We start from the raw sequence: 21,476 nt of genomic DNA on the forward strand, positions 1-21,476 counted from the left end.
TTTTATTTACCACAGAAACAAGCATTGGAAACACATAGCGATGTACAGCGCACTCAAATGAAAGCGTTTTACTCGACGTCCTGAGATTTTCCCTTAATTTTTATTTATCGTGAAAAATCCGAATTGTTCAATTTCATCAAGCGCCTTACGTCCAAAAGATTCTATTAACTCATCGGCACGTATCTTGCTTCCACCTAGTGTTAGCCCGTCCCAACGTACAATTCTGCCATCCTTAACCAAATAGTAATCGTCCATATTATAACCTCCCAAATTAAAATTTTGGAAAACTCTGTGCGTTAGCATGCGCAGCGCGTTAAGCTGCCTATCCGTATTTTACCACACTCTGCAAGGAAAACATAAGGTGGGCTTTACTTCTTAAATAACTTCTCAAGCGCCTCGCGTTGAGGCTGCCTAATATGAATTACTGGGCGAATGCTTTTCGCTAATTCTTCAGCGTCTTGGATGTTTTCGCTCTTGCCTAATGTTATCAATGTGCCAATGGCTACTGCGCCAGTGCGACCTTTTCCACCGCCGCAATGGAAGCCAACCTTTTTACCACTTTTATAAGCTTCTACAACGTGATTAATTGCTTGCTGGAATAGTTGGTCTTGCGGACCCTCAGCATTGTCACCAAGTGGTACCTGCACCCACTTTACACGGTCTGTAGGATAAGCGCACTCCGTTGCCTCTCCCCGTAAATCTACAATAACCTCAACGTTTTCGTTTTTAACCATGTCCTCGACGTCTGAAGCTCCGCCAAAAAATATTTTATCTTCAACCAATGCTTGATAATTTTTCTGCATGATGAACTCCTTACTTTTTCTTAAATGGCGTAAATTCGATTGTTACTGGTGAGGACGGTGTGGAGGGAGGGGCACAACAAAGGGACATATCCTGTAAATCCCCTGCAGATTCAAATTCTGAATCCTCTTTGGTGTAAAAAATTTCCCACGCATTACCGTCCGGATCATAAACCCAGACCTTATCTTGAACCGCATAACAGCAGGTTGTGTTCATTTCATCAATGAGAAGAAGTCCGCTTTGTCTCAAACGCTCACCCATAGCCAGAACATCTTCCGTGTTATCCACCTGGAATCCCAAATGATTGAGAACGCCTTTTTTCTCAAAAGGACGAACATTTAAAGAGAAATGAAGGGCTGGATCATCCAACTCGAATTTAGCGTAATTATCTTTGGCTTTAGAAGGTTCCGTACCAAAGAAAGCACGGTAAAAATCAAGCGACTTCTGAAGGTCTGAACAGTTAACCGCAACGTGCATTCTTTTGATCATTTTATTTGCCTTCTTTCACGAATTGTTCGATCCGGCTTTTAATGGATTCACGAACTTCACGGAATTTAGCTGTAATTTCTTCTTCCGTCCCAGTTGCTTTGGCAGGGTCATCAAAGCCCCAGTGCCATCTTTGAGCCTTATCATTACGGACAACAGGGCAGTGTTCGTCAGCATGACCACATAATGTAATAATATAATCAGCGCGACCTAGAAGCTCCGTATCAATTACATCCGAAGTATGGTTCGAGATGTCGATACCATCTTCTTTCATTGTTGCAACTGCGCGTGGATTTAATCCGTGGGCTTCCAAACCAGCGCTCTTCACTTCGTATTTGTCTCCGCCTAATGCTTTCAAATATCCATCAGCGATTTGGCTGCGGCATGAGTTTCCTGTGCAAAGAAAATAAACTAACGGTTTTTTGTTCTCCATGATTTCACTTCTCCTTTTTGTTTTATGATGCTGCATAAATAACGTGAAGCCATAAATAAAGCCCTGTAAGAGTAATCAAAAGCGTTGGGACGGTAAGAATAATACCTGTCTTAAAGTAATTGCCCCACGTGATTTTGACACCTTTCTTAGATAGAACATGCAACCATAAAAGCGTTGCGAGTGACCCAATCGGTGTTATTTTAGGTCCAAGATCGCTTCCGACAACGTTGGCGTAAACCAATGCTTCTCGAATAATTCCGCCTGTATTCGTACCTTGAATGGCAAGAGCATCAATCATAACCGTCGGCATATTATTCATGATAGAGGACAAAATAGCCGACAAGAAGCCCATTCCTACTGTTGCTACAAACAATCCATGTTCTGCTAAGTTTTCAACCACTTTTCCCAGGGCATCGGTGAGACCGACGTTTTTCAGGCCATAGACGACGACATACATGCCGATAGAGAAAATAACAACCGCCCAGGGAGCATCTTTGATCACACGTTTCGTTTCGATCACCTTGCTGGATCTAGCCATTAAAATAAAGATCAGTGCCACGACGCCTGCGATGATGGAAACAGGAATTTTGATAAATCCGCTGCTTACATACGCGACGAGAAGGATGCCAAGTATAACCCAAGACATTCGAAATAGCTTAAGATCTTTGATGGCATCTGAAGGCGGTTTTAATTGCATCATATCGTAATTTGTAGGAATGTCCTTTTTGAAGAAAATGTACAAGACCACCAGACTTGCGGCTAATGAAAACAGGCTCGTGACAATCATGCGGCTTGCATAAGTGACAAAGTCGATGCCGAAGAAGTCGGCAGACACGATGTTCACTAAGTTGCTGACAATCAAAGGTAAAGAAGTTGTATCTGCGATGAAACCACTTGCCATGATGAACGGTAAAATCATTTTATCAGGCAGCTTCAACGCTCGAACCATTGCCAATACAATCGGAGTTAAAATTAACGCGGCACCGTCATTGGCGAAAAATGCGGCAACTGCCGCGCCTAACAAAATGACATAAACAAACATGAGTCTTCCATTGCCTTTCGCAATTCGCGCCATATGCAAGGCTGCCCATTCAAAAAATCCGATATTGTCCAAGATTAAGGAAATGAGAATGATGGCGACAAAAGCGAGCGTAGCATTCCAAACGATGGATGTTACCGTCAGCACATCGTGGAATGATACGATTTGGAAGATAAGAGCAAGGATAGCGCCGGCAGACGCAGACCATCCAATGTTGAGCCCCTTAGGCTGCCAAATTACAAAAGTTAACGTTAGCAGAAAAATAAATACCGCAATGTAAGTCATGGAACCTCCTAATCGCAACAATTGAGATCTTCACAAGATATCGCATTCACTTTTTCTTTTTGGGAAGGCAGGTACTGAAAAAACTCATGCAGAAAGGGCTTATCATCAATATTCAACGAATAAAAAACCCATTGGCCCTTTTTGGCTTCCTTCACTAATCCACCGGCTTTCAGCTTTCGCATATGCTGGCTCACATTGGGCTGACTCGTTTGTAAGAGCTCGACAATCTCATATACGCACAGCTCGCGTTCTTTGAGCAGAGAGAGAATCGTCAACCTCATTTTGTCACCGAGCAGCTTGCATACATCAGATAATTGTTCAATTTCAGGCAAAATAACACGCTCCTTTACATCGGTATATTCAAGCCTCTTAATAGTTCAATGACTTTCTTTTGTATGATGTCACGTGTATGTCGAACTGACTGGATGTCATTTGTGAGTAAGGGATCCTCAATGTCCCAATCGATACTCGTGATGCCAAAAGGTACGATGGGACAGCGCTCCGCAACTTGCTGGCAGAGCTTCACGCTGACATTCGACGCGATGAAATATTTCATATCGATTTTTTTTGAAGTATTTCCCGCTAGATCTATTCCAACTTCCCTCATGACTTCCATTGTCAAAGGATGAATATCATGCGGCTCAAGCCCTGCACTTTCGACGATAACGTGTTCCCCACCGTAATGTTTAGCAAATGCTTCTGCTATCTGGCTTCGGCAGCGGTTTTGTATACACAAGAAGTAAATGCGAACTGGTTTCCTCATCATTATCTCAGCTCCTATATCATTTGTAAATGATTATATAATTATTTGATTATATATAAAGTTAAGATTTTGTAAATCTATGCGAAAATGAATGGCGGGTTTGTGTCGCTTCCAATGTGTGCTAATGTGTTGTGTTGTTTGGGGGGAATGATGAAGCGTTTCCTCGTCATTAATCAATTTTATTTGATTAATTATTGCAATATGGTTCCTATTGGTATATAGTATCAATAAATCAAAAATATTTGATCAAGAAATTGGGTGAAAATAAATGAAAACCATAATCCCTATACAAGAAGTTAAAACAAATTCAACACCAAATGATTCATTTTTTATGTCATACGAGGCAAAGTTTAAAGCATTAGCCGATAGCAAGCGACTTCAGATTATGTATGAGTTAACCGGACGCGGTAAAACGTGCGTTTGCGACCTATGTGATATCTTCGAGATGGCTCAATCCAAGCTGTCGTACCACTTGAAGATTTTGTTAGATGCAAACCTAATTACTAAAGAAATTATTGGCACTTGGAGTTATTATGAGATAAATCAGGCAGAAGTAAACGGATTACTGTCTGAGCAGCTGTGCTGCGTTTTTAGACCAAGCGGGAAGTAAATTTTTTTAACTAAAACATCAATTTTTTTTGATTAATAAATCAAAAAAAATTGATTAAGGAGGTGTTTTACTCGTTTATAATCAACGAGCTTGCTTCCTTTGAAATGACTGCTCGTCGTAAATATGTGAAAAATAAATTACTTGGAGGTTCCTCAATGTCTGAAAATAACTTGCCTACTCAAACCAAATTGCCTGTAGCTATTATCGGTGCCGGTCCTGTCGGCCTTGCCGCAGCTGCGCATCTAGCGATTCGTAACGAGGCCTTTGTACTGTTAGAAGCCGGGAACGAGGTTGGTTCCAATATTGCTTCATGGTCTCATGTCAGACTTTTTTCTCCCTGGGAATTTAATATCGACAAGGCTGCTCGCCAATTACTCTCCTCACATGGTTGGAAAGCTCCAAATAACGCAGATATCCCTACAGGCCTAGAGATGATCGAAAACTATTTCAAGCCCTTGGCTAACCTGCCTGAAATTAAACCTTACCTTCACCTCCATGCAAAAGTGGTCGCTGCGAGCCGCAAAGGTCTTAACAAGGTAAAAACACAGGGCCGCGACGAACTTCCTTTTGTTTTGCATGTTGAGAAAAACGGTGAGCGAATGGTGGTTGAAGCCAGGGCGGTTATAGATGCCACGGGAACTTGGACGAATCCGAATCCTATCCTTTCAGAAGGGGTTTGGACGACTGAAGAGAATTCCCTAAGCAACCACATTTTCTACGGGATACCCGATGTTCTTGGCAAGCACAAAGAGCGTTATGTTGGCAAGAAAGTGCTTGTTGTGGGGAGTGGTCACTCCGCCATTAATACGCTTTTGGAACTTGGAGAACTTAAGGATCAAGTACAAGAGACGGAAATTGTTTGGGCTCTTCGGAAATCTAAGCTGAAAGATGTTTATGGAGGGCAGGAGCAGGATCAGCTGGCTGCTAGAGGTGAACTTGGCACACGTATTCAAAAGCTTGTCGAATCAGGAAAAGTAAACGTTTTGACGTCATTTTATATTCAAGAGCTAAAAACCAATGGCGGAAAAATTCAAGTCATTGGTTCCCATGAGAATGAGCTGCTTTATTTGGATACAATTGATGAGATTGTTTCAAATACAGGCTCCCGCCCGGATCTGTCTTTCGTAAGAGAAGTCCGCGTGACAACGGATCCAAGCCTGGAGAGTACTGTGGAACTGGCACCTCTCATCGATCCTAATGTGCACAGCTGCGGCACAGTAAGACCTCACGGGGAGAAAGAACTGAGACAACCAGAGAAAAACTTTTATATCGTAGGTTCCAAAAGTTATGGCAGAGCCCCTACTTTCTTAATGGCTACAGGGTATGAACAGGTAAGATCCGTTGTAGCAGCTCTAATGGGCGATTATGAAGCAGCTGAGAGAGTCGAACTAGATCTGCCTGAAACAGGAGTGTGCAGTATTCAGCGGAATTCTTGCTGCTCAACAGAAACCAAACCGGTGATGTCGAAGTCTTCTTGCTGCAGCTAAAATCCATTGGCATTGCCCTTGAGGCAATGCTTTTTTTGAGGGAAGGAGAAGTTCGTATCGATGACCGGGGAAAAGAAAAAGATGAATAAAGCCCAGATGCATCAGGCAATATTTGTATTGCTTTCAAACCTTTGGCGCCTGTAAAATAGTCTTTACGACCTATATTACAAAGGAGCATACCTATGATGCCTATGGACAATTCTTCCCAAGGAAAACTTTCTTTTAAAGGCAGGCTATCTTATCAAGATTTTAAAGATTTTCAGCTTCTACATTCGAAGAACAAACTATTGTTTCAAATCATCTACTTGTTCGTAATTTATATGATAGTTGTACTCGTTCAATCTTCATTTAAAACTGATTTGTTATTTGTATTTGTTCTGTTTGGCATTTTGGTAAGTGTCGCAATTGCTGTTATTACTAAAGGTATTAGTAATTACAAATATAAAAGTGTGTTTAATAGCGATAAGCAGCTACAAAAAGAGTTTTTGTACGCATTCGACAATGATGGAATTAATACTGACTCAGAAGTTGGGAGTGGTAGGTTTAAGTGGGATGAAGTGTACCAAGTGAAGCAGAATAAGAAGCTATATTCCGTTTATATTGCTAAGAATAAGGCTTTAATAATTCCAAAAACATTTTTTGATAGTGCCGAGCAAATCACTGAGTTTGAAATATTACTACGGAACAACTTGTCCATTAAACAATATAGAAAATAAGGAGTCGCAGTAAAAGACAGAAGTTATTATTCATTGTTAGAGCATATACCATAACGGAAATAAAGTATTTATTTAAAAAAAGAAATTGCAGTACTAATTAGTACGTTAATCCAAACATCATATCATCTATATCAGGGATTAATTCCTGCCTTGTATGTTGGGATCATGTTCTTTATTTTTTCAATATATTTTGTGAAGAGCAGGAGGATTGTACCGGTTATAATTGTACACTTATTCTTTGACTTCATGGCAATGTTAGATTTGGGGAAATAATGGGTGGTTGCGTTCAAATTAATTTAACGGAGAAAAAGGTGACTCAATGACAAATACAGAAAGTGATCTAGCAGTAAATGTACCCATCGAGGAAAGAGCAAAACCTTATGGATTTGGTGGCTGGCTTTACTTCGTAGCGTTAGGATTCCTATTAACTTTCGGAAACTCTCTATACTATTTGATAGATACGATACTGCCAATTTATCAGGATGGACATTTCGCTCAATTGCAGGAAGAAGACTGGAAATACTCTTTCGCTTTCCTCTATGAAACTGTTGTAAATATATTTTTTGTGATTTTTCCAGTGTTCCTTGGTTATCTTGTCTTGAAAAAAAAGAAATTATTAAAATATATGGTCATCAATTTTTATTTGATTAATTTTGCGGTTAATATTGGCTATTATTTTATTACAAACTCCTTTGAGGAGGTAGCAACTCGCGAGTTTATGGGTGAACAAGGCAGAAATATTGTTAAATCATTTGTAACTTGCTTAATATGGATACCCTACTTTATAAATTCGAAACGAGTGAAGAATACATATACGAATTAATCGAAATGAAGCTACGAAAAGAAAACCCGGGTTTATTAACGCCGGGTTCGTTGTGCATCAGTATTTACCATGTTAGCCAAGTGCTAGTCAGTGGGGACAATGGTCCGCTATTTGCTCGAAAACCCACAAGTTAGAAATTTAGTGGGAACTCTGTTCCGCTATTTGGCTGATTTATCGTGGTGTAAGGGTTGCCAGGGTGAAATAAGGCCCTGTAGTTCCCACAGGAACCGGAAAGCAGCCCGCCGCGGCGAAATAGCGCCCTACAGATTCCCTATCACATAGGGAATCTCATCTCCCCAAAAAAAGGCAGCCTCAAAAGTCATGAATGACTTATGAGACCGCCTTTTTTATTAATTCAATCCCGCTATCAATCGCTTCAGCACGACTACCGACTCAGCTCTGCTGGCATTGTCATGAGGAGCAAATTCTTGATCCGTCCTACCGTTCATCAACCCGGAATCGACGGCCAAGACGACCGCTTTCTTGGCCCAGCTGCTGATGGAGCCTTCGTCGCTAAACGAAAGAGATCCGTTTGCGCTCATATCGTCCAATTTCGTCCCTGTTGCATAAGCTTTCGCTCTTAAGAGCATGGCGGTCATTTCTTCACGGGTAATGTTTTGCTCTGGTGCGAACGCATTATCCGCAACCCCGTTGATCAGACCCGCTGCATAGGATTTCTTCACGGTACTTGCATACCAAGCTCCGGATGCAACATCGTCAAAAGGATTTTGCCCGGAGTCATCCTGCAAATTCAGCGCTTTGGAAAGCAGTGTTGCAAACTGCGCTCTTGTCACATTCGTATTAGGTGCAAAATGATCATCGTCCATGCCCTCAACGACTTTTTTATCAACCATTTGCATAATGTCGGATTTGGCCCAGTGGCCGCTTAGGTCGCCAAAGACTTTCATAAAGTTTGTAGATTCATTTGGCTTAAAAGTTTGACTTCCTAAATTATGATCTACGATTTTGATATCGGTCCATTTAACGCTCGTTGTTCCTGCCTTTTTGGCTTTGAAGGTAATGGTGCCAATTTCGACATTTCCCTTCTCCCCATCCACTTTTCCAATCTTCGTATGCGCGAACGTAACTTCATTGTTCTTCACGATAGGAGGAACGGAGAAACCGGCTATCGCCGTGCTGGCTTTGACGACTTCGATATTGCTGGCGTCAATGTTAAATTTTACTTCATAGGCGAATAAATCCTGAATATTTTCCCCTTTCAAGGTAACGGTAAATTCACCGTTATCCGATTCAGTACCGGATGCCGACATCACAAATTGGGAGTCGTCCGCCGCGGAAACAGGGGCAACTACGGCTATGGATAAACAGAGATTGCACAATAAAGTAGTGAAAATTGTTTTACGTTTTAGCATATCTATCATCCTCTCATTGACAGGGGGACAAGCCCCTCCAAAAGTATGAATCTTAGATTTCAGAAACAGAACAATACAATTCTCGTAAGCGGTTTCTAGCAATAGATAATACCATTATAAATCTTTTAGCCCGTAAGAATCCATATATTTTCATCAGCTAAACTTGTAAATTTTTAAGCTCTTTGAAAATTCTATGAAAAGGGACTGAACGTGCGAATTATTTTTTTAATAATGATTAAATTATAATTTTTAAACAAATTATTCCATTTTAAAACAAATGAAAGCGCTTAGAATAAGAGGGGAAAGGGGGCAAACGAGACGATTTTGACGTAACGGATGGAAGCTTATATGTCGTTCAATGCTATTAAAAACTGGTTAAAGGAGTGCTATCGATCACGATGAGACAGAGAACATTCAAAAAAATGGTCAGCTTCTTGGGCATCATAACGATGATGAGCAGCGTTTTCATTTCACCCGCGCAAGCGTCAACGGAAGGTACAGCTACGAGCGCAAATATGGCCATTTCGGCTGTATCAACCACGGCAGAAGATAATTTGCTGTTGCACTACAAGTTCGATCAGACGAGCGGGACGACAGTGGAGGATGCTTCAAACAAAGGCCATAGCGGTACCTTGATGGGAGGCGCTACATGGAACACGGACGGGAAAATAGGTGGTGCTGTTACTCTCAACGGAACGAATGGGTATATCAAGCTGCCGGACGGCATTCTTGCCGGTCAGAATGACGTCACCATAGCAACGTGGGTAAAAGTAAATAACAATAAGACGTGGGGACGCGTATTTGATTTCGGATCGGGGACAACCAATTGGACGATGCTGACTTTGAGGAACGGTTCCGGATTCATGGAATATTCAACGACCCCGGAGGGCGGCAGCAAAGAATTGGTAAGCGGCCCCGCTTTTCCGACTTCAAAGATTTGGCAGCATGTGGCGGTTGTAAAAAAAGGCAGCAAGAGCACGATGTACATCAACGGGATTGAAGTTGCCAGCACCTCGACGATGCCGACGTTGCCTTCCGTACTGGGAAATACAACTCAGAACTATATCGGAAAATCGCAATATGCTGCGGATCCGTATTTTGACGGCGGCATTGACGATTTCCGCATCTACTCCCGCGCGCTCGAAGGCAATGAAGTGATGGGACTTGCAATCGAAAACATGTCCAATCTCGAGCTTGTGGCGTACTCCAAAAACTGGCTAAACCTCGGCGACACCTCCAAACAAACGCAAAATTTAAACCTGCCTTCGTCAGGACCGGGCGGCACGTCCGTTACTTGGCAAACTTCAGATGCCAGCACTGTAAAAACCGACGGGACCGTTATTCAACCGGCCGCAGGTCAAGGAGATAAATCCGTAACCCTGACAGCAACGATCTCCAAAGGGGATGTTCAAGATACAAAAAGCTTTACTATCGTTGTCTGGGAAGCGGGCTCTACCGCCTACACGATGAATATTAACGGCGGGCAGCCGGCGCATGACGTAAGCCCGACCTTGTACGGCATCTTTTTTGAAGATATCAATTACGCTGCTGATGGCGGTTTATACGGCGAGCTTGTGCAGAACCGTTCGTTTGAATTCGATTCACCGCTATACTCCTGGACGAACGTGAATGACGGCGGTGCGGGGCAAGTGACCATAGCGAAAACCGATCCGTTAAATTCGAAAAATCCGAACTACGTCCGTTTATCCGTAACAAAACCGGGTGCAGGCGTAGGAATCTCCAACAGCGGGTATGACGGCATTGCGGTAAAAAGCGGCGAAACGTATCATTTTTCCGTGTATACGCGCAGTTCGGATTCGCCCTCTAAATCGATTGCGGTAAAGCTTAAAGGGCAGCAAGGCACGGTGTATGATGCGTGTACAATCAACGGCCTGACCTCTCAATGGCAGAAATTAGACTGTTCCCTGAAATCAAATGCGACGGATACGAAAGCAAGCCTGGTCGTAACGGCCACTGACGCGGCTACTGTGGATCTCGATATGGTCTCGTTGTTCCCTGAGACGACCTGGGGGAATCGATCGAATGGACTTCGATATGATCTGGCCGAAATGCTGGATGACCTGCATCCCGGTTTTCTTCGTTTCCCTGGAGGCTGCATCGTTGAAGGGGGTTCCCTCGCGAACCGGTACCAGTGGAAAAACACGATCGGCGATGTCAGCCAGCGCCAAATCCAACACAACCAATGGTCCAGCAATTATTATCAGTCTTTCGGTCTAGGTTTCCACGAATATTTTCAATTGGCTGAGGATACTGGAGCAGAGCCGCTGCCGATTATTTTCATCGGTCAAGTGTCATGCCATTCGACTCCGCCAATGATTCCTCTGAATGAGCTGCAGCCGTATATTCAGGATGCTCTTGACCTGATCGAATATGCGAATGGCGATGTGACGACGAAATGGGGCGCAGCGCGGGCGGCGAATGGCCATCCGGAACCGTTTCATATGAAATATCTCGGCTTGGGCAATGAGCTGTGGGGCCAGAACTATCTTGACCGCTACAATGTTTTCTACGATGCCATCAAAGCGAAATATCCGGAGATGAAGCTTGTCTTAAGTGCAGGAGCCTTTCCGGATGACACCAACTTCGATCTGGCTTACAGCTGGCTGGGCAAAAACGGGCAGAAAGCAGATCTTGTCGACGAGCACATGTATCAGTCACCGCAATGGTTCTATAACAATGTAACCCGTTACGATAAATACAGCCGTACAGGCCCGAAAGTATTCGTCGGGGAGTACGCAGCTCACGGATCAGGCAAAAGGAATAATATGGAAAGCGCTCTCGCGGAAGGAGCGTTCATGACAGGGCTGGAACGTAATTCCGACGTTGTCGGCATGGCATCCTTTGCCCCGCTGTTCGCTTATACGAACCACACGCAGTGGACAACAGATTTGATTTGGTTTAATAATCATGAGGTGTTCGGTACGCCGAACTATTACGTCCAACAAATGTTTAAGAATCACCTCGGACAAAAGCTTATGCCAACTGAGCTTACGAAGAGGAACCAACCATCAAGCGACGTAACCGGCTCTATTGTGTTGGGGTCTTGGAGCACAGCAGTGGACTATGACAATGTCAAAGTAACGGGTGCAGATCGCACGGAGCTGTTTAACAATGATTTTACGAATAGCTCTACCTTGTCGCAGTGGAACCAATTTAAAGGCACTTGGGCCATTACCGGCGGCGTACTTAAGCAGACGGATGCAAGCGCGACCGATGCAAGGGTACAACTGCTCCAAGGCCAAAACTGGTCCAATTATACGCTGGAGCTTAAAGCGAGAAAAGTTAGCGGTGCCGAAGGGTTTCTTATCGGTTTCGGAAGCAAAGACTCCAACAACTACTACTGGTGGAATCTTGGCGGTTTCGGCAATACCAAAACGGTCATTGAAAAAGCAGTGAACGGAACCAAAACGACGATCAGCAACACGAGTACGAAATTAATAACGGCAAACCAATGGTATGATATCAAAATTGTGCTGGAAGGCAGCCGGATTCGCTGTTATTTGGACGGAGAGCTCATTCATGATATTACGGACAATGCGATTCCCGGACCGCTGTACAGCGTAACAACGAAAGATGAAGTGACGGGCGATCTTATCGTCAAAGTGGTTAATATTTCCGGCGACGCTCAAACTACGCAAGTGAATGTCAGCGGAGCCGAGTATATTCAACCGGAGGCTTCCGTTATCGAGTTAAAATCGGATTCAAGCGCGGATGAGAATTCATACGATGATCCGACCCATGTGTACCCGGTGACGAAGAAGGTTAGTGGCTTTGGGAAATCGTTCACCTACAGTTTCCCAGCGTATTCGCTCTCCGTCATAAGACTGAGAACCACAAGAGCGGCTGTTATCGACAGCATTGATACTGTCAATATCCATACCAGCATAGGGCGCGCCCCGCAGCTGCCGGCCGTTGTTGCGGTGACGAAATCCGATGGCAGCAAACAAAACGCGGATGTTGTATGGAAGCGAGTCGATGCGGATCAATACGCAACGGTGGGTGTTTTTGAAGTGAAAGGAACTGTTGCCGGCACTTATTTGAATGCTTATGCGAAGATTCAAGTTGCTGAGAAAGGGAAGGAAAATCCGACTGCAACGCTAACGGGGCCTTCGTCCGTCGAGGGCGGTAACACCGTAGATTTAACTTACGGCTTTAGCGATGTATCCGATAGTGTTTATGCGAATGACATGACGGTGAATTACGATCCTAACCATTTGGAGTATGTTTCTGCAGATTCCTTAGTCGAGGGGATTCAAGTAGTTGGCACCTCCGAAGATAAAAGTTCAGGTAAAGTGAGGATTTTGCTGGCGAATACAGGGCCTGCCGTTTCGGGTACTGTTCCATTGCTGAAACTTCACTTTAAAGCCAAACCGGTAAGCGCAGCGACGCTAAGCACCATAACTTTAAGTGATGTCATCGTTGCGAACAGCAGCGGTACAGAAACGAATCTGAACCGTGGAGATGCCCTGGCGCTCCAAATTACGGTGAAAGATACCGTGGATAAGACGGCATTGTTGAATTTGATCGCGTCTGCCCAGCAGCTTCACGATGCAGCGCAAGAAGGCAGTAAGCCGGGCGAGTATCCTGCCGGAGCCAAAGCGCTACTGCTCCGTGCGATTACTGCGGCACAAGTCGTAGCGGATAGCGGCGGTGCGAGCTCGCAAGAGGTGAGTGCGGCAACGCAGCAATTGGAAGCGGCAGTTAGAGTCTTTAAAGCTTCCGTGATAACTGCGCAGCAAGGAGATATGAACGGAGACGGCAGGTTCAGTATCGGAGATTTGGCCATTGTGGCCAAAAGCTATGGCAAAACATCGGCAGATGGGGATTGGGAGACGCTTCACAAGAAAGCGGATATCAATGGCGACGGCGTCGTCGATATTATGGATCTTGCAGCTGTAGCCAGATTGATTATGGAATAAGTCCAGTCAGAAAAAAAGAATTGGGAGCCCGGGAGGGTTCTCAATTCTTTTTGTTGGGGGGGCGCGTACCCTCCTTGATCACTCAGGCGAATCCTTCGTCACTTCCCGCAGCCCCGTATCCACATAGACGGGAATTCCTTCTCCACGAGCCGCACGGAGCAATTGTCCGATAATATAATCGCCCCATACTTGTTCATTCTGCGAGATGACAGAGGTGATCTGCCCGTTAATCAGAGCTTCTTTCACATTGGGCATCATACCGAAAGCCAGCGAGTTCCGTTTTAAACCTTTAGCCTTCCATAAGAGAATGGAAGCAGAGCTCGACAAAATATCAAGGGTGACGAGCGTATCAAAATGAGGATGGTCATCAATCATGCGCTCCATGTCAGACAATGCTCTTTCGGAAGAGCCTTCGTTATAGCCGACTTCCAGCACTTGTATGCCGGTGTTTCTCGATAAGTAGTCGAGCATACCGGAAAGCCGGTCTTTTTGAATGGTCGAACCGGAGGCACCCGACTCAACGAGCACCATCCCTTTTCCTTTCATCAGCTTGCCGACGACTTCCCCCATTAAAGCTCCGCCACGATAATGATCCGGACCGATATAGGATAAGCGGCGGCTTTTCGGGGCATCGGTTTCGAAGCAAACGACCGGAATCCCCGATTCCATAGCTTTATTGATAGCGGGAGTAAGCGCATCGGGATCGATCGGATCGATCGCAATGCCGTCGACCTTTTGTTTAATCATGGTTTCCATCATGCGGATCTGCTGCTCTAAACTAATTTCTTCCGGTGCCTTAACCAGAAGTTGAACGGAATTAGCGGCAGCGGTCTTTTCGGCCAGTTGGGTAATGACCTCGTAAAAGGAATGAGCCATTGGATAAATAATCCCGAAAGTATGAGCGGGATGCTGGTCATTCTTCGGAGAGGACGGCGTTTCCGAAGAGAGCAAAGGGCCGGAGGTATTCGCATCCCTGCAGCCCACAGTTGTAAAGAGTGAAAAAATAACGATCAATAGCAGACACTTCTTAGGAGTAACTGACAAAGCCCTTGTGCTCCTCTCTTTCCGGCATGTTCAACTGGCCGGTTTTGCGAAACTGCTTCGTCGTCATCCCCGTAACCCGCTTAAATAGATTTGAAAAGTAGTGAGCATCGTTATAGCCTACCAGAAAGGCAATCTCATATGATTTGGCCTGTGTCGTTTGAAGCAGCTCCATCGCTTTCCGAATCCGGGTTTGCGTCAAATACTCAATGAACGTTTGGCCAATCTCTTGACTGAACACTTTGCTTAAGTGACCGGGACTTAAATTGACGTGATCGGCAGCATCTTGGAGCGAAAAGTAATCTTTATCATAATGATCATGGATATATTTTTTTACTTTAATCAGCATATCCCCATATTTATCGGATGCCCCGGCTCGCCACTGCCAATATTGTTCAGAAAGCCGAATCAAGTAGGCGCATGATTCTTCCCATGACCGTATGGCTTCTATGGCATTCTGCATAACGTCCAGGGTCATATCGAAGTTCGCGATATTCGGGTAAGAATCCCTGGCAGACCGGAACACTTCTAACGTTAAATCGTTTAAAATATAGTATCCGATCAGCGAGGATTGCCAGTCTGTATGCTGAAGGACGGAGGCAAACGAACGGACAAAGGATTCTGCCTTAGCCGGTGAGCCGATCTTCAGAAATTCGACGAATTGAGCCCGGTCTAAGAACACGGACTGTTCGAAGGAGCCGTTTCTTGACTCCAGCATCGCATGGCGGTTTTGCCGGGATAAACGGCGCCAATGCATGTCTTCCATAGCTTCCAGGAAGGAAACATGAATGCCCTGCATACGGTCTTGCATGCTTCCGATGCCAATGGATATGGAGTACGGAAGCTGATCCATCGTTTGATTTTGCAAGTGTTGGAACGTCTCTAACGCCATCTTAATCTGTTCCGGGGATTCCCGTTTCAGAATCCATACGCATTCCGTTTTGCTTCGCTTGAACACCAGAATGTTGTCGCCTTCGAGCTTGAGCTGCAGCTTATGCTCATCCTGCTTCATGTAGTCGAAGATATCCTCCGGCACGGTGTCGGCAGCGGACATTTTGCGGAAATCTGCGGTTACGACGACGTAGAAGCGGGACAGCAGATTCAAGTTCAGTTTGGAGCTCAGATGGACAGCCTCGGAAGTCGTAATGAAACCGCTGCACAAATCGTTCAGCAGCTTGCTCTGCGTTAAGCCGGCATGCCGGCTTTCTCCTTGCTTTAATTGTTCGATTTGCTCCTTTGCGCGGCGTTCCGCATCGATTTTGTCACTGACCTGACGAAGGGTTTGCAGCAAATCGGCCGAGGAGATCGGCTTCGTGCAATATTCCTCCACGCCCAAACGAAGGGCGGTTCTGGCATACTCGAAATCGCCGTGTCCGCTTAAAATAACAATTTTGATATCGGGCATGTTTTTTCTGACATAGGAACTCAATTCCAAGCCATCCATGAAAGGCATCTTAATGTCGGTAATCAGAATATCAGGTTGAAACTGTTCGATCATCGGAAGCGCAACTTCTCCGTCGGAAGCATCTCCGCAATACACGAATCCTTCTTTTTCCCATTGGATGGTGTCACGAATGATCTCGCGAATTAATATTTCATCGTCAACCAGCAGCACTTTTTTCATCAGATGTTCCCCCCTGACATTGGTATTCGAATGGAAACTCGCGTTCCTTCATTTTGAACGCTGTCGATGCTTACTCCGTATTTATTCCCGTAATACAGTTTAATGCGCTGCTGCACATTATGGAGGCCGAATCCGCCGGACACTTCGTTGCCCGTTTGCTCAGGAGGCTGATTGTTCGTTAAATAATCGCGCATCTGCTCCAGTTTCTCCGGCGACATGCCGATGCCGTCATCTTCCACCGTCAGGACAATATCCTCCTCATTCTCGATGCAGCCTGTGAGACGAATGAGGCCTTTGCGGCGTTTATTTTTCAAGCCGTGGTATAAAGCGTTTTCGACAATCGGCTGCAAAATCATTTTTAAAATCGGATACGGGTTTAAGCGGGGCTCAATATCGATCTCATAATCCAAAATATCCCGGTAGCGCATTTGCTGAATGACCAAATAACTATGTACATGCTCTACTTCTTTATTAATAATAATCCAGTCCCGCCCCTTGCTTAATGAAATGCGGAACAGTTTGGACAAGGATTGAACCAACTGAATGACTTGATTGTTTTTGCCTGCTTCTGCCATCCAGACGATGGAATCCAGCGTATTGTACAAAAAGTGAGGATTGATTTGCGCTTGCAAAGCCCGCAGTTCCGCTTTCTTGATTTCCTCTTGTTCTTTAATGCTTTGCTCGAGCAGCTTGCGGATTTTACTGAGCATGATGTTAAAGCTGTTGCCTAATTGGGCGACTTCATCATTGCCCGTCGGAACGACCTTGGCCTCCAGATATCCCGATGCGGCCAACTGCATTTTGCTTTTCAGAAGGTGAAGCGGATGGGTCAAGCGGTTAGAAATAAAGAAGTGCAGAGAAACTGCAAAGATGAAGCTCAGCACGACCGTGATGATAATGAGCTGGCGAATCGAATTGGCTTCTTCGACAATTTCTTGAAGCGGAACGTACCCAACGATACTCCAGCCTGTCATTCGCGAAGGAGCAACGTAGACAAATTTCGGTTTGCCCTCCGTAGAGTCGATGTAATTGGTATCGGCCCCGTTCAGAAGATGGACTAAATCGGAAGGGAGCGGCAGTTTGGTACTGGCTTTTAACGTAGAAGGTGTAAAAATTGGCATGCCGGACGAATCCACGACAAAGTAGAAGCCGGTCGCCCCGATCGTTACGTTATCGCAAAATTGTTTGACCACCTTATCATCCAAATCGATGACGATAAATCCAATCACTTCGTGCGTTATCTGCTGCTTGACGGCAGCCATAATGGAGATGACATTCGTATTGCTGTATGGAAAACCGTCGATTCTGTCAAGAACGGATGCCTCGGAAGGAGGGATAATCAAGACCTCGTCCGGATTGTTGGTCAAACGGGTTAAATGCGGGTTGCGCAGCGGATTTTTCTCCAGCTGGAACAAGCCCTTCCTCTCGCTGATGCCTCGGCCGTACAAATTAACCATGGTAATATTGAGAACGCTGTCATATTTGTACGTTTGTCTGTAAGAATCCATCGTTCTTAGGATTTGTTTCGTATCCTCATAAGTATCTTCTTGGGAAAATAAGAAATGGAGCACTTGTGTATTTTTGCTAATTTCAAGCAGCTTTCTAGTGTCAATAAATTGGGTGTCGAGGTCTCTGGCGAGCTGATCTGCGGATAGCATGGCGGCTGCTTTACTGTTGTTAAAAACGGTTTTAAACGATTTCTGATAAGAGATGAGGCCAACCGCAATAAGAGGGATGCACGTTAGAATGATAAACATCGTAAGCAGCTTTATCTGTAAACTCGATGAAATCCATTGTATCAATCTCATAATGGGTTATGTAACCTTTCTTAATTGACGGGGTCTTAGTCTCAATCTTACTATAACAAATTGTCGTCCATGCGGATATGGCAACGTATACATTTCACCACAAATAACAATTTCCTCTCATAAAAACAAACTTTTGTCGATGGAGCTGTGGATAAACACTTAAAAAATTACAAGAAATGAGCTTGAAACTCTGTATAAAAGGCAACTGTAAGCGTTTTATAATGAGGTCACACCGAGCAAGAGGTGAACTAAGGGGAGGAATGAACAATGAAAGTTACGAAAAAAATGGGGGTCCTCGTTGCGGCTTCCTGTATGATGTTATTCGCAGCAGCTTGCGGGAACAGCGCGAGCACATCGACGGCTCCTACAACCAATGCAGCGGCTACCGCAGCACCAGCTCCGGCAGCGGGCAAGAAAATTACGCTCGGTTTCGCTCAAGTTGGAGCGGAAAGCGGTTGGAGAACGGCAAACACCAAATCGGTCCAAGATTCGGCGAAGGAAGCGGGCTTTGATTTGAAATTCTCCGATGCCCAGCAAAAACAAGAAAATCAAATTAAAGCGATCCGTACATACATTCAGCAAAAAGTGGACGTTATTGCTTTCTCGCCGGTTGTTGAATCAGGTTGGGATACGGTGCTGAAGGAAGCAAAAGATGCTAAAATCCCGGTCATTCTGACCGACCGTGCTGTTGATTCGAAGGACACATCGCTCTATGCGACATTCATTGGATCTGACTTCGTAGAAGAAGGAAAGAAAGCAGGGAAATGGCTTGCCGATAAATACAAAGACGCCAAAGAGGACGTGAACATTGTTGAGCTTCAAGGCACAACGGGTTCCGCACCGGCCAACGATCGTAAAGCCGGATTTGCCGAAGAGATCAAAGGCAATCCGCACCTGAAAGTGATCGCATCGCAAACAGGCGACTTTACGAGAGCAAAAGGGAAAGAAGTTATGCAAGCGTTCCTCAAAGCTCATAAAGATATCAAGGTGCTTTATGCGCACAATGACGACATGGCTCTTGGAGCGATCCAAGCCATTGAAGCAGCAGGCTTGAAGCCAGGTCAAGATATTACGATCATCTCTGTCGATGCGGTGAAAGACGGCATGACGGCAGCAAGCGAAGGCAAAATCAACTTCATCGTTGAGTGTAATCCGCTGCTTGGACCGCAATTGATGCAAGCTGTCAATGATGTTGTGGCAGGCAAATCAATCGAGAAACGGATTGTCACCAAAGAAGGCGTCTTTACTTCCGAAGACGCGAAGAAAGTGCTGGCAGATCGCCAGTACTAAGAAGATCACTAATAAGCTCACTAATAAGATCATATAAAGGAAAAAGCCACTCCATACAAGAAGCCGGTGGAGTGGCTTTTCTCTATAAGGAGAGGAGCAATCCCATGGGAGAGACCCAACCGATCTTGCAAATGACGGATATTCATAAACAATTTCCCGGTGTTAAAGCATTGTCAGGCGTTAACTTCCGGATGTTCCCGGGGGAAGTCCATGCGCTGATGGGCGAGAATGGGGCCGGTAAATCGACATTGATTAAAGTGCTCACCGGGGTTTATTCCATTGACCAAGGGAGCGTCGAACTGGACCGGAAGCCGGTCAGAATCCATAGTCCGCTGGATGCGCAGCAAGCCGGAATCAGCACTGTGTACCAGGAAGTCAACTTGTGTCCCAATCTGTCTGTTGCGGAAAATATCTATATCGGTCGCGAGCCGCGCCGGTTTGGCCGCATTTTATGGAAGAAAATGAACGTAGAGGCTGCTGAGCTGCTGAAGAAGAGAATGAACCTTGAAATAGACGTGACACAGCCCTTGAACAACTATTCCGTGGCCGTACAGCAATTAATTGCGATTGCCAGAGCAGTCAGTATTTCCGCCAAAGTGCTCATTCTGGATGAGCCTACGTCCAGTTTGGACCGGGGCGAAGTCATGCAGCTATTTACCGTTATGACTAGGTTGAAGAAGGAAGGTCTGGCCATCTTGTTCGTCACGCATTTCCTTGATCAGGTGTATGAAATTTCAGATCGAATAACCATTCTTCGTAACGGAGAATTTGTCGGAGAGAGCATGACAGAGGAGCTCTCCCGAATAGATTTAGTGTCCAAAATGATCGGCAAAGAACTGCACTTGCTGGAAGAGCTTCCGAAGAGTACGAACGATCGGCAGGTCAAGGCAGAGGTGTTATTAGAGGCGTATTCATTGGGAAAAAAGGGGGCGATTGAGCCGGTGGATTTCTCCATCCATAAGGGAGAAATCGTCGGTTTGGCCGGACTTCTCGGTTCCGGAAGAACGGAGCTTGCCAGATTGTTGTTTGCGGCTGACCGTTCGGATTCCGGCGAGCTCAAATTCGCCGATTCCAAGTCGGCCATTCACTCGCCAAGGCAGGCGATTGACCACGGCATCGCCTTCTGCTCCGAGAACCGCAAGACCGAAGGCATCATCGACGATTTGACCATTCGGGAGAATATTATTCTTGCGCTGCAGGCGACGCGTGGCTGGTTCAAGGCCATTCCGCGCAAGCGTCAGGATGAGATGGCAGACGAATATATCCGCGCATTGAATATTAACCCTCCCAATCCGGAGCATCTCATCAAAAATTTGAGCGGAGGCAACCAGCAGAAGGTGCTGCTGGCCCGGTGGCTGCTGACGAATCCGAAGCTGTTAATCCTGGATGAGCCGACCAGGGGAATCGATATTGGGGCCAAAGCGGAAATTCAGAAGCTTGTGCTCTCCTTGTCCCGCGAGGGCATGTCGGTGCTCTTCATCTCTTCCGAGCTCGAAGAGGTGCTTCGCGTCAGTGAACGGATTGCCGTCTTACGGGACCGCAAGAAAGTGAAGGAAATGTCCGGTGAAGAAATCAGTCAGCGCAATGTGATGAAAGCGATAGCGGGGGGTTGAGCAGAATGGTTAAGCATCATTTGTTTTGGCCGGCATGCATGTTGGCCGTGCTGCTGGTATTCAATTTTATTTATTCACCGGGTTTTTTCTCGATTCAAATGAAAGACGGCCATCTGTATGGCAGTTTGATCGATATTTTGAATTTCGGATCACCGCTGATTCTGGTCGCAATTGGCATGACGTTAGTGATCGCCACCAAAGGGATCGATCTGTCCGTCGGCTCCGTTGTCGCCATCTCAGGTGCGTTGTCCTGTTTAACGATTAGCAAAAGCAGCGATCAGAACGCGATAGGCGTACTCGTGCTGTCCGTTTGCATTTCCCTCGTGCTGTCTCTGCTGCTCGGC

Annotated in this window: 20 protein-coding genes; 9 read left to right on the forward strand and 11 right to left on the reverse strand. The window is 45.3% G+C overall.

Going from position 1 to position 21,476, the window contains the following annotated elements:
* Positions 1-93: 93 nt before the first annotated feature.
* The 7 genes from AC3WRW_RS30360 to AC3WRW_RS30390 all read right to left on the reverse strand — a co-directional run bounded on the left by AC3WRW_RS30360 (position 94) and on the right by AC3WRW_RS30390 (position 3,807).
* On the reverse strand, positions 94-255 hold the full coding sequence (locus AC3WRW_RS30360; RefSeq protein WP_492549946.1) for a hypothetical protein: 162 nt from the start codon (positions 253-255) through the stop codon (positions 94-96).
* A 113-nt stretch (positions 256-368) separates the two neighbouring features.
* Complete coding sequence (locus tag AC3WRW_RS30365; RefSeq protein WP_492549947.1) at positions 369-803, reverse strand: protein-tyrosine phosphatase family protein; 435 nt, start codon at positions 801-803, stop codon at positions 369-371.
* 10 nt (positions 804-813) lie between these two features.
* The gene (locus tag AC3WRW_RS30370; RefSeq protein WP_492549948.1) at positions 814-1,290 is read right to left on the reverse strand and encodes an ArsI/CadI family heavy metal resistance metalloenzyme; all 477 of its coding nucleotides are present in this window, start codon (positions 1,288-1,290) and stop codon (positions 814-816) included.
* A 1-nt stretch (position 1,291) separates the two neighbouring features.
* Entirely contained in the window at positions 1,292-1,720 is a 429-nt protein-coding gene (gene arsC / locus AC3WRW_RS30375) for an arsenate reductase (thioredoxin) (RefSeq protein WP_492549949.1), read from the reverse strand.
* A gap of 22 nt (positions 1,721-1,742) precedes the next feature.
* Positions 1,743-3,044, reverse strand: coding sequence for an arsenic transporter (locus tag AC3WRW_RS30380; RefSeq protein ID WP_492549950.1), 1,302 nt, complete (start codon positions 3,042-3,044; stop codon positions 1,743-1,745).
* Between the two features lie 8 nt (positions 3,045-3,052).
* The gene (locus tag AC3WRW_RS30385; protein WP_492549951.1) at positions 3,053-3,376 is read right to left on the reverse strand and encodes an ArsR/SmtB family transcription factor; all 324 of its coding nucleotides are present in this window, start codon (positions 3,374-3,376) and stop codon (positions 3,053-3,055) included.
* 14 nt (positions 3,377-3,390) lie between these two features.
* Positions 3,391-3,807: an arsenate reductase ArsC gene (locus AC3WRW_RS30390; RefSeq protein WP_492549952.1), complete on the reverse strand. Its 417-nt coding sequence runs from the start codon at positions 3,805-3,807 to the stop codon at positions 3,391-3,393.
* A 331-nt stretch (positions 3,808-4,138) separates the two neighbouring features.
* Here AC3WRW_RS30390 and AC3WRW_RS30395 point away from each other — a divergent pair, with 331 nt between their 5' ends.
* The 5 genes from AC3WRW_RS30395 (at position 4,139) to AC3WRW_RS30415 (ending at position 7,443) form a co-directional block, all read left to right on the forward strand.
* Positions 4,139-4,417: an ArsR/SmtB family transcription factor gene (locus AC3WRW_RS30395; RefSeq protein ID WP_492549964.1), complete on the forward strand. Its 279-nt coding sequence runs from the start codon at positions 4,139-4,141 to the stop codon at positions 4,415-4,417.
* Between the two features lie 104 nt (positions 4,418-4,521).
* Positions 4,522-5,904 carry an NAD(P)-binding domain-containing protein gene (locus tag AC3WRW_RS30400; RefSeq protein ID WP_492549953.1) on the forward strand — a complete coding sequence of 461 codons (1,383 nt, stop codon included), beginning with the start codon at positions 4,522-4,524 and terminating at the stop codon, positions 5,902-5,904.
* 182 nt (positions 5,905-6,086) lie between these two features.
* Complete coding sequence (locus tag AC3WRW_RS30405) at positions 6,087-6,620, forward strand: YcxB family protein (RefSeq protein ID WP_492549954.1); 534 nt, start codon at positions 6,087-6,089, stop codon at positions 6,618-6,620.
* Positions 6,621-6,704: 84 nt separating this feature from the next.
* Positions 6,705-6,893: a CPBP family intramembrane glutamic endopeptidase gene (locus tag AC3WRW_RS30410; protein WP_492549965.1), complete on the forward strand. Its 189-nt coding sequence runs from the start codon at positions 6,705-6,707 to the stop codon at positions 6,891-6,893.
* Between the two features lie 46 nt (positions 6,894-6,939).
* On the forward strand, positions 6,940-7,443 hold the full coding sequence (locus tag AC3WRW_RS30415; RefSeq protein WP_492549955.1) for a DUF2569 domain-containing protein: 504 nt from the start codon (positions 6,940-6,942) through the stop codon (positions 7,441-7,443).
* A 350-nt stretch (positions 7,444-7,793) separates the two neighbouring features.
* Here AC3WRW_RS30415 and AC3WRW_RS30420 read toward each other — a convergent pair whose 3' ends face one another.
* Complete coding sequence (locus AC3WRW_RS30420; RefSeq protein ID WP_492549956.1) at positions 7,794-8,816, reverse strand: S-layer homology domain-containing protein; 1,023 nt, start codon at positions 8,814-8,816, stop codon at positions 7,794-7,796.
* Positions 8,817-9,214: 398 nt separating this feature from the next.
* Here AC3WRW_RS30420 and AC3WRW_RS30425 point away from each other — a divergent pair, with 398 nt between their 5' ends.
* Positions 9,215-13,756 (forward strand): alpha-L-arabinofuranosidase family protein, encoded by a 4,542-nt coding sequence (locus AC3WRW_RS30425; protein ID WP_492549957.1) that lies wholly within the window; start codon positions 9,215-9,217, stop codon positions 13,754-13,756.
* A gap of 78 nt (positions 13,757-13,834) precedes the next feature.
* Here AC3WRW_RS30425 and AC3WRW_RS30430 read toward each other — a convergent pair whose 3' ends face one another.
* The 3 genes from AC3WRW_RS30430 to AC3WRW_RS30440 are packed head-to-tail and all read right to left on the reverse strand — an operon-like array spanning position 13,835 to position 18,178.
* Positions 13,835-14,800, reverse strand: coding sequence for a sugar ABC transporter substrate-binding protein (locus tag AC3WRW_RS30430; protein WP_492549958.1), 966 nt, complete (start codon positions 14,798-14,800; stop codon positions 13,835-13,837).
* Positions 14,784-16,421: a response regulator transcription factor gene (locus tag AC3WRW_RS30435; RefSeq protein WP_492549959.1), complete on the reverse strand. Its 1,638-nt coding sequence runs from the start codon at positions 16,419-16,421 to the stop codon at positions 14,784-14,786. The genes AC3WRW_RS30430 and AC3WRW_RS30435 overlap by 17 nt, the downstream gene beginning before the upstream one ends.
* Positions 16,421-18,178 carry a sensor histidine kinase gene (locus tag AC3WRW_RS30440; RefSeq protein ID WP_492549960.1) on the reverse strand — a complete coding sequence of 586 codons (1,758 nt, stop codon included), beginning with the start codon at positions 18,176-18,178 and terminating at the stop codon, positions 16,421-16,423. Before AC3WRW_RS30440 ends, AC3WRW_RS30435 begins: the two co-directional genes overlap by 1 nt.
* A gap of 318 nt (positions 18,179-18,496) precedes the next feature.
* Between AC3WRW_RS30440 and AC3WRW_RS30445 the strand changes: the two genes are divergently transcribed.
* The 3 genes from AC3WRW_RS30445 to AC3WRW_RS30455 form a co-directional block, all read left to right on the forward strand.
* Positions 18,497-19,519, forward strand: coding sequence for an ABC transporter substrate-binding protein (locus AC3WRW_RS30445; protein ID WP_492549961.1), 1,023 nt, complete (start codon positions 18,497-18,499; stop codon positions 19,517-19,519).
* Between the two features lie 104 nt (positions 19,520-19,623).
* Complete coding sequence (locus AC3WRW_RS30450) at positions 19,624-21,132, forward strand: sugar ABC transporter ATP-binding protein (RefSeq protein ID WP_492549962.1); 1,509 nt, start codon at positions 19,624-19,626, stop codon at positions 21,130-21,132.
* A gap of 5 nt (positions 21,133-21,137) precedes the next feature.
* On the forward strand, positions 21,138-21,476 hold a 339-nt coding region (locus tag AC3WRW_RS30455; protein ID WP_492549963.1), incomplete at its 3' end, for an ABC transporter permease subunit.

This window comes from Paenibacillus sp. FW126-R14, assembly GCF_058789495.1.

What these genes read in the sequence shown, in the direction of transcription:
- AC3WRW_RS30360 (WP_492549946.1), bottom strand. Translation starts at nt 255, where the DNA reads ATGGACGATTACTATTTGGTTAAGGATGGCAGAATTGTACGTTGGGAC.
- AC3WRW_RS30365 (WP_492549947.1), bottom strand. Translation starts at nt 803, where the DNA reads ATGCAGAAAAATTATCAAGCATTGGTTGAAGATAAAATATTTTTTGGC.
- AC3WRW_RS30370 (WP_492549948.1), bottom strand. Translation starts at nt 1,290, where the DNA reads ATGATCAAAAGAATGCACGTTGCGGTTAACTGTTCAGACCTTCAGAAG.
- arsC (WP_492549949.1), bottom strand. Translation starts at nt 1,720, where the DNA reads ATGGAGAACAAAAAACCGTTAGTTTATTTTCTTTGCACAGGAAACTCA.
- AC3WRW_RS30380 (WP_492549950.1), bottom strand. Translation starts at nt 3,044, where the DNA reads ATGACTTACATTGCGGTATTTATTTTTCTGCTAACGTTAACTTTTGTA.
- AC3WRW_RS30390 (WP_492549952.1), bottom strand. Translation starts at nt 3,807, where the DNA reads ATGAGGAAACCAGTTCGCATTTACTTCTTGTGTATACAAAACCGCTGC.
- AC3WRW_RS30395 (WP_492549964.1), top strand. Translation starts at nt 4,139, where the DNA reads ATGTCATACGAGGCAAAGTTTAAAGCATTAGCCGATAGCAAGCGACTT.
- AC3WRW_RS30400 (WP_492549953.1), top strand. Translation starts at nt 4,522, where the DNA reads ATGACTGCTCGTCGTAAATATGTGAAAAATAAATTACTTGGAGGTTCC.
- AC3WRW_RS30405 (WP_492549954.1), top strand. Translation starts at nt 6,087, where the DNA reads ATGATGCCTATGGACAATTCTTCCCAAGGAAAACTTTCTTTTAAAGGC.
- AC3WRW_RS30415 (WP_492549955.1), top strand. Translation starts at nt 6,940, where the DNA reads ATGACAAATACAGAAAGTGATCTAGCAGTAAATGTACCCATCGAGGAA.
- AC3WRW_RS30420 (WP_492549956.1), bottom strand. Translation starts at nt 8,816, where the DNA reads ATGCTAAAACGTAAAACAATTTTCACTACTTTATTGTGCAATCTCTGT.
- AC3WRW_RS30425 (WP_492549957.1), top strand. Translation starts at nt 9,215, where the DNA reads ATGAGACAGAGAACATTCAAAAAAATGGTCAGCTTCTTGGGCATCATA.
- AC3WRW_RS30435 (WP_492549959.1), bottom strand. Translation starts at nt 16,421, where the DNA reads ATGAAAAAAGTGCTGCTGGTTGACGATGAAATATTAATTCGCGAGATC.
- AC3WRW_RS30440 (WP_492549960.1), bottom strand. Translation starts at nt 18,178, where the DNA reads ATGTTTATCATTCTAACGTGCATCCCTCTTATTGCGGTTGGCCTCATC.
- AC3WRW_RS30445 (WP_492549961.1), top strand. Translation starts at nt 18,497, where the DNA reads ATGAAAGTTACGAAAAAAATGGGGGTCCTCGTTGCGGCTTCCTGTATG.
- AC3WRW_RS30450 (WP_492549962.1), top strand. Translation starts at nt 19,624, where the DNA reads ATGGGAGAGACCCAACCGATCTTGCAAATGACGGATATTCATAAACAA.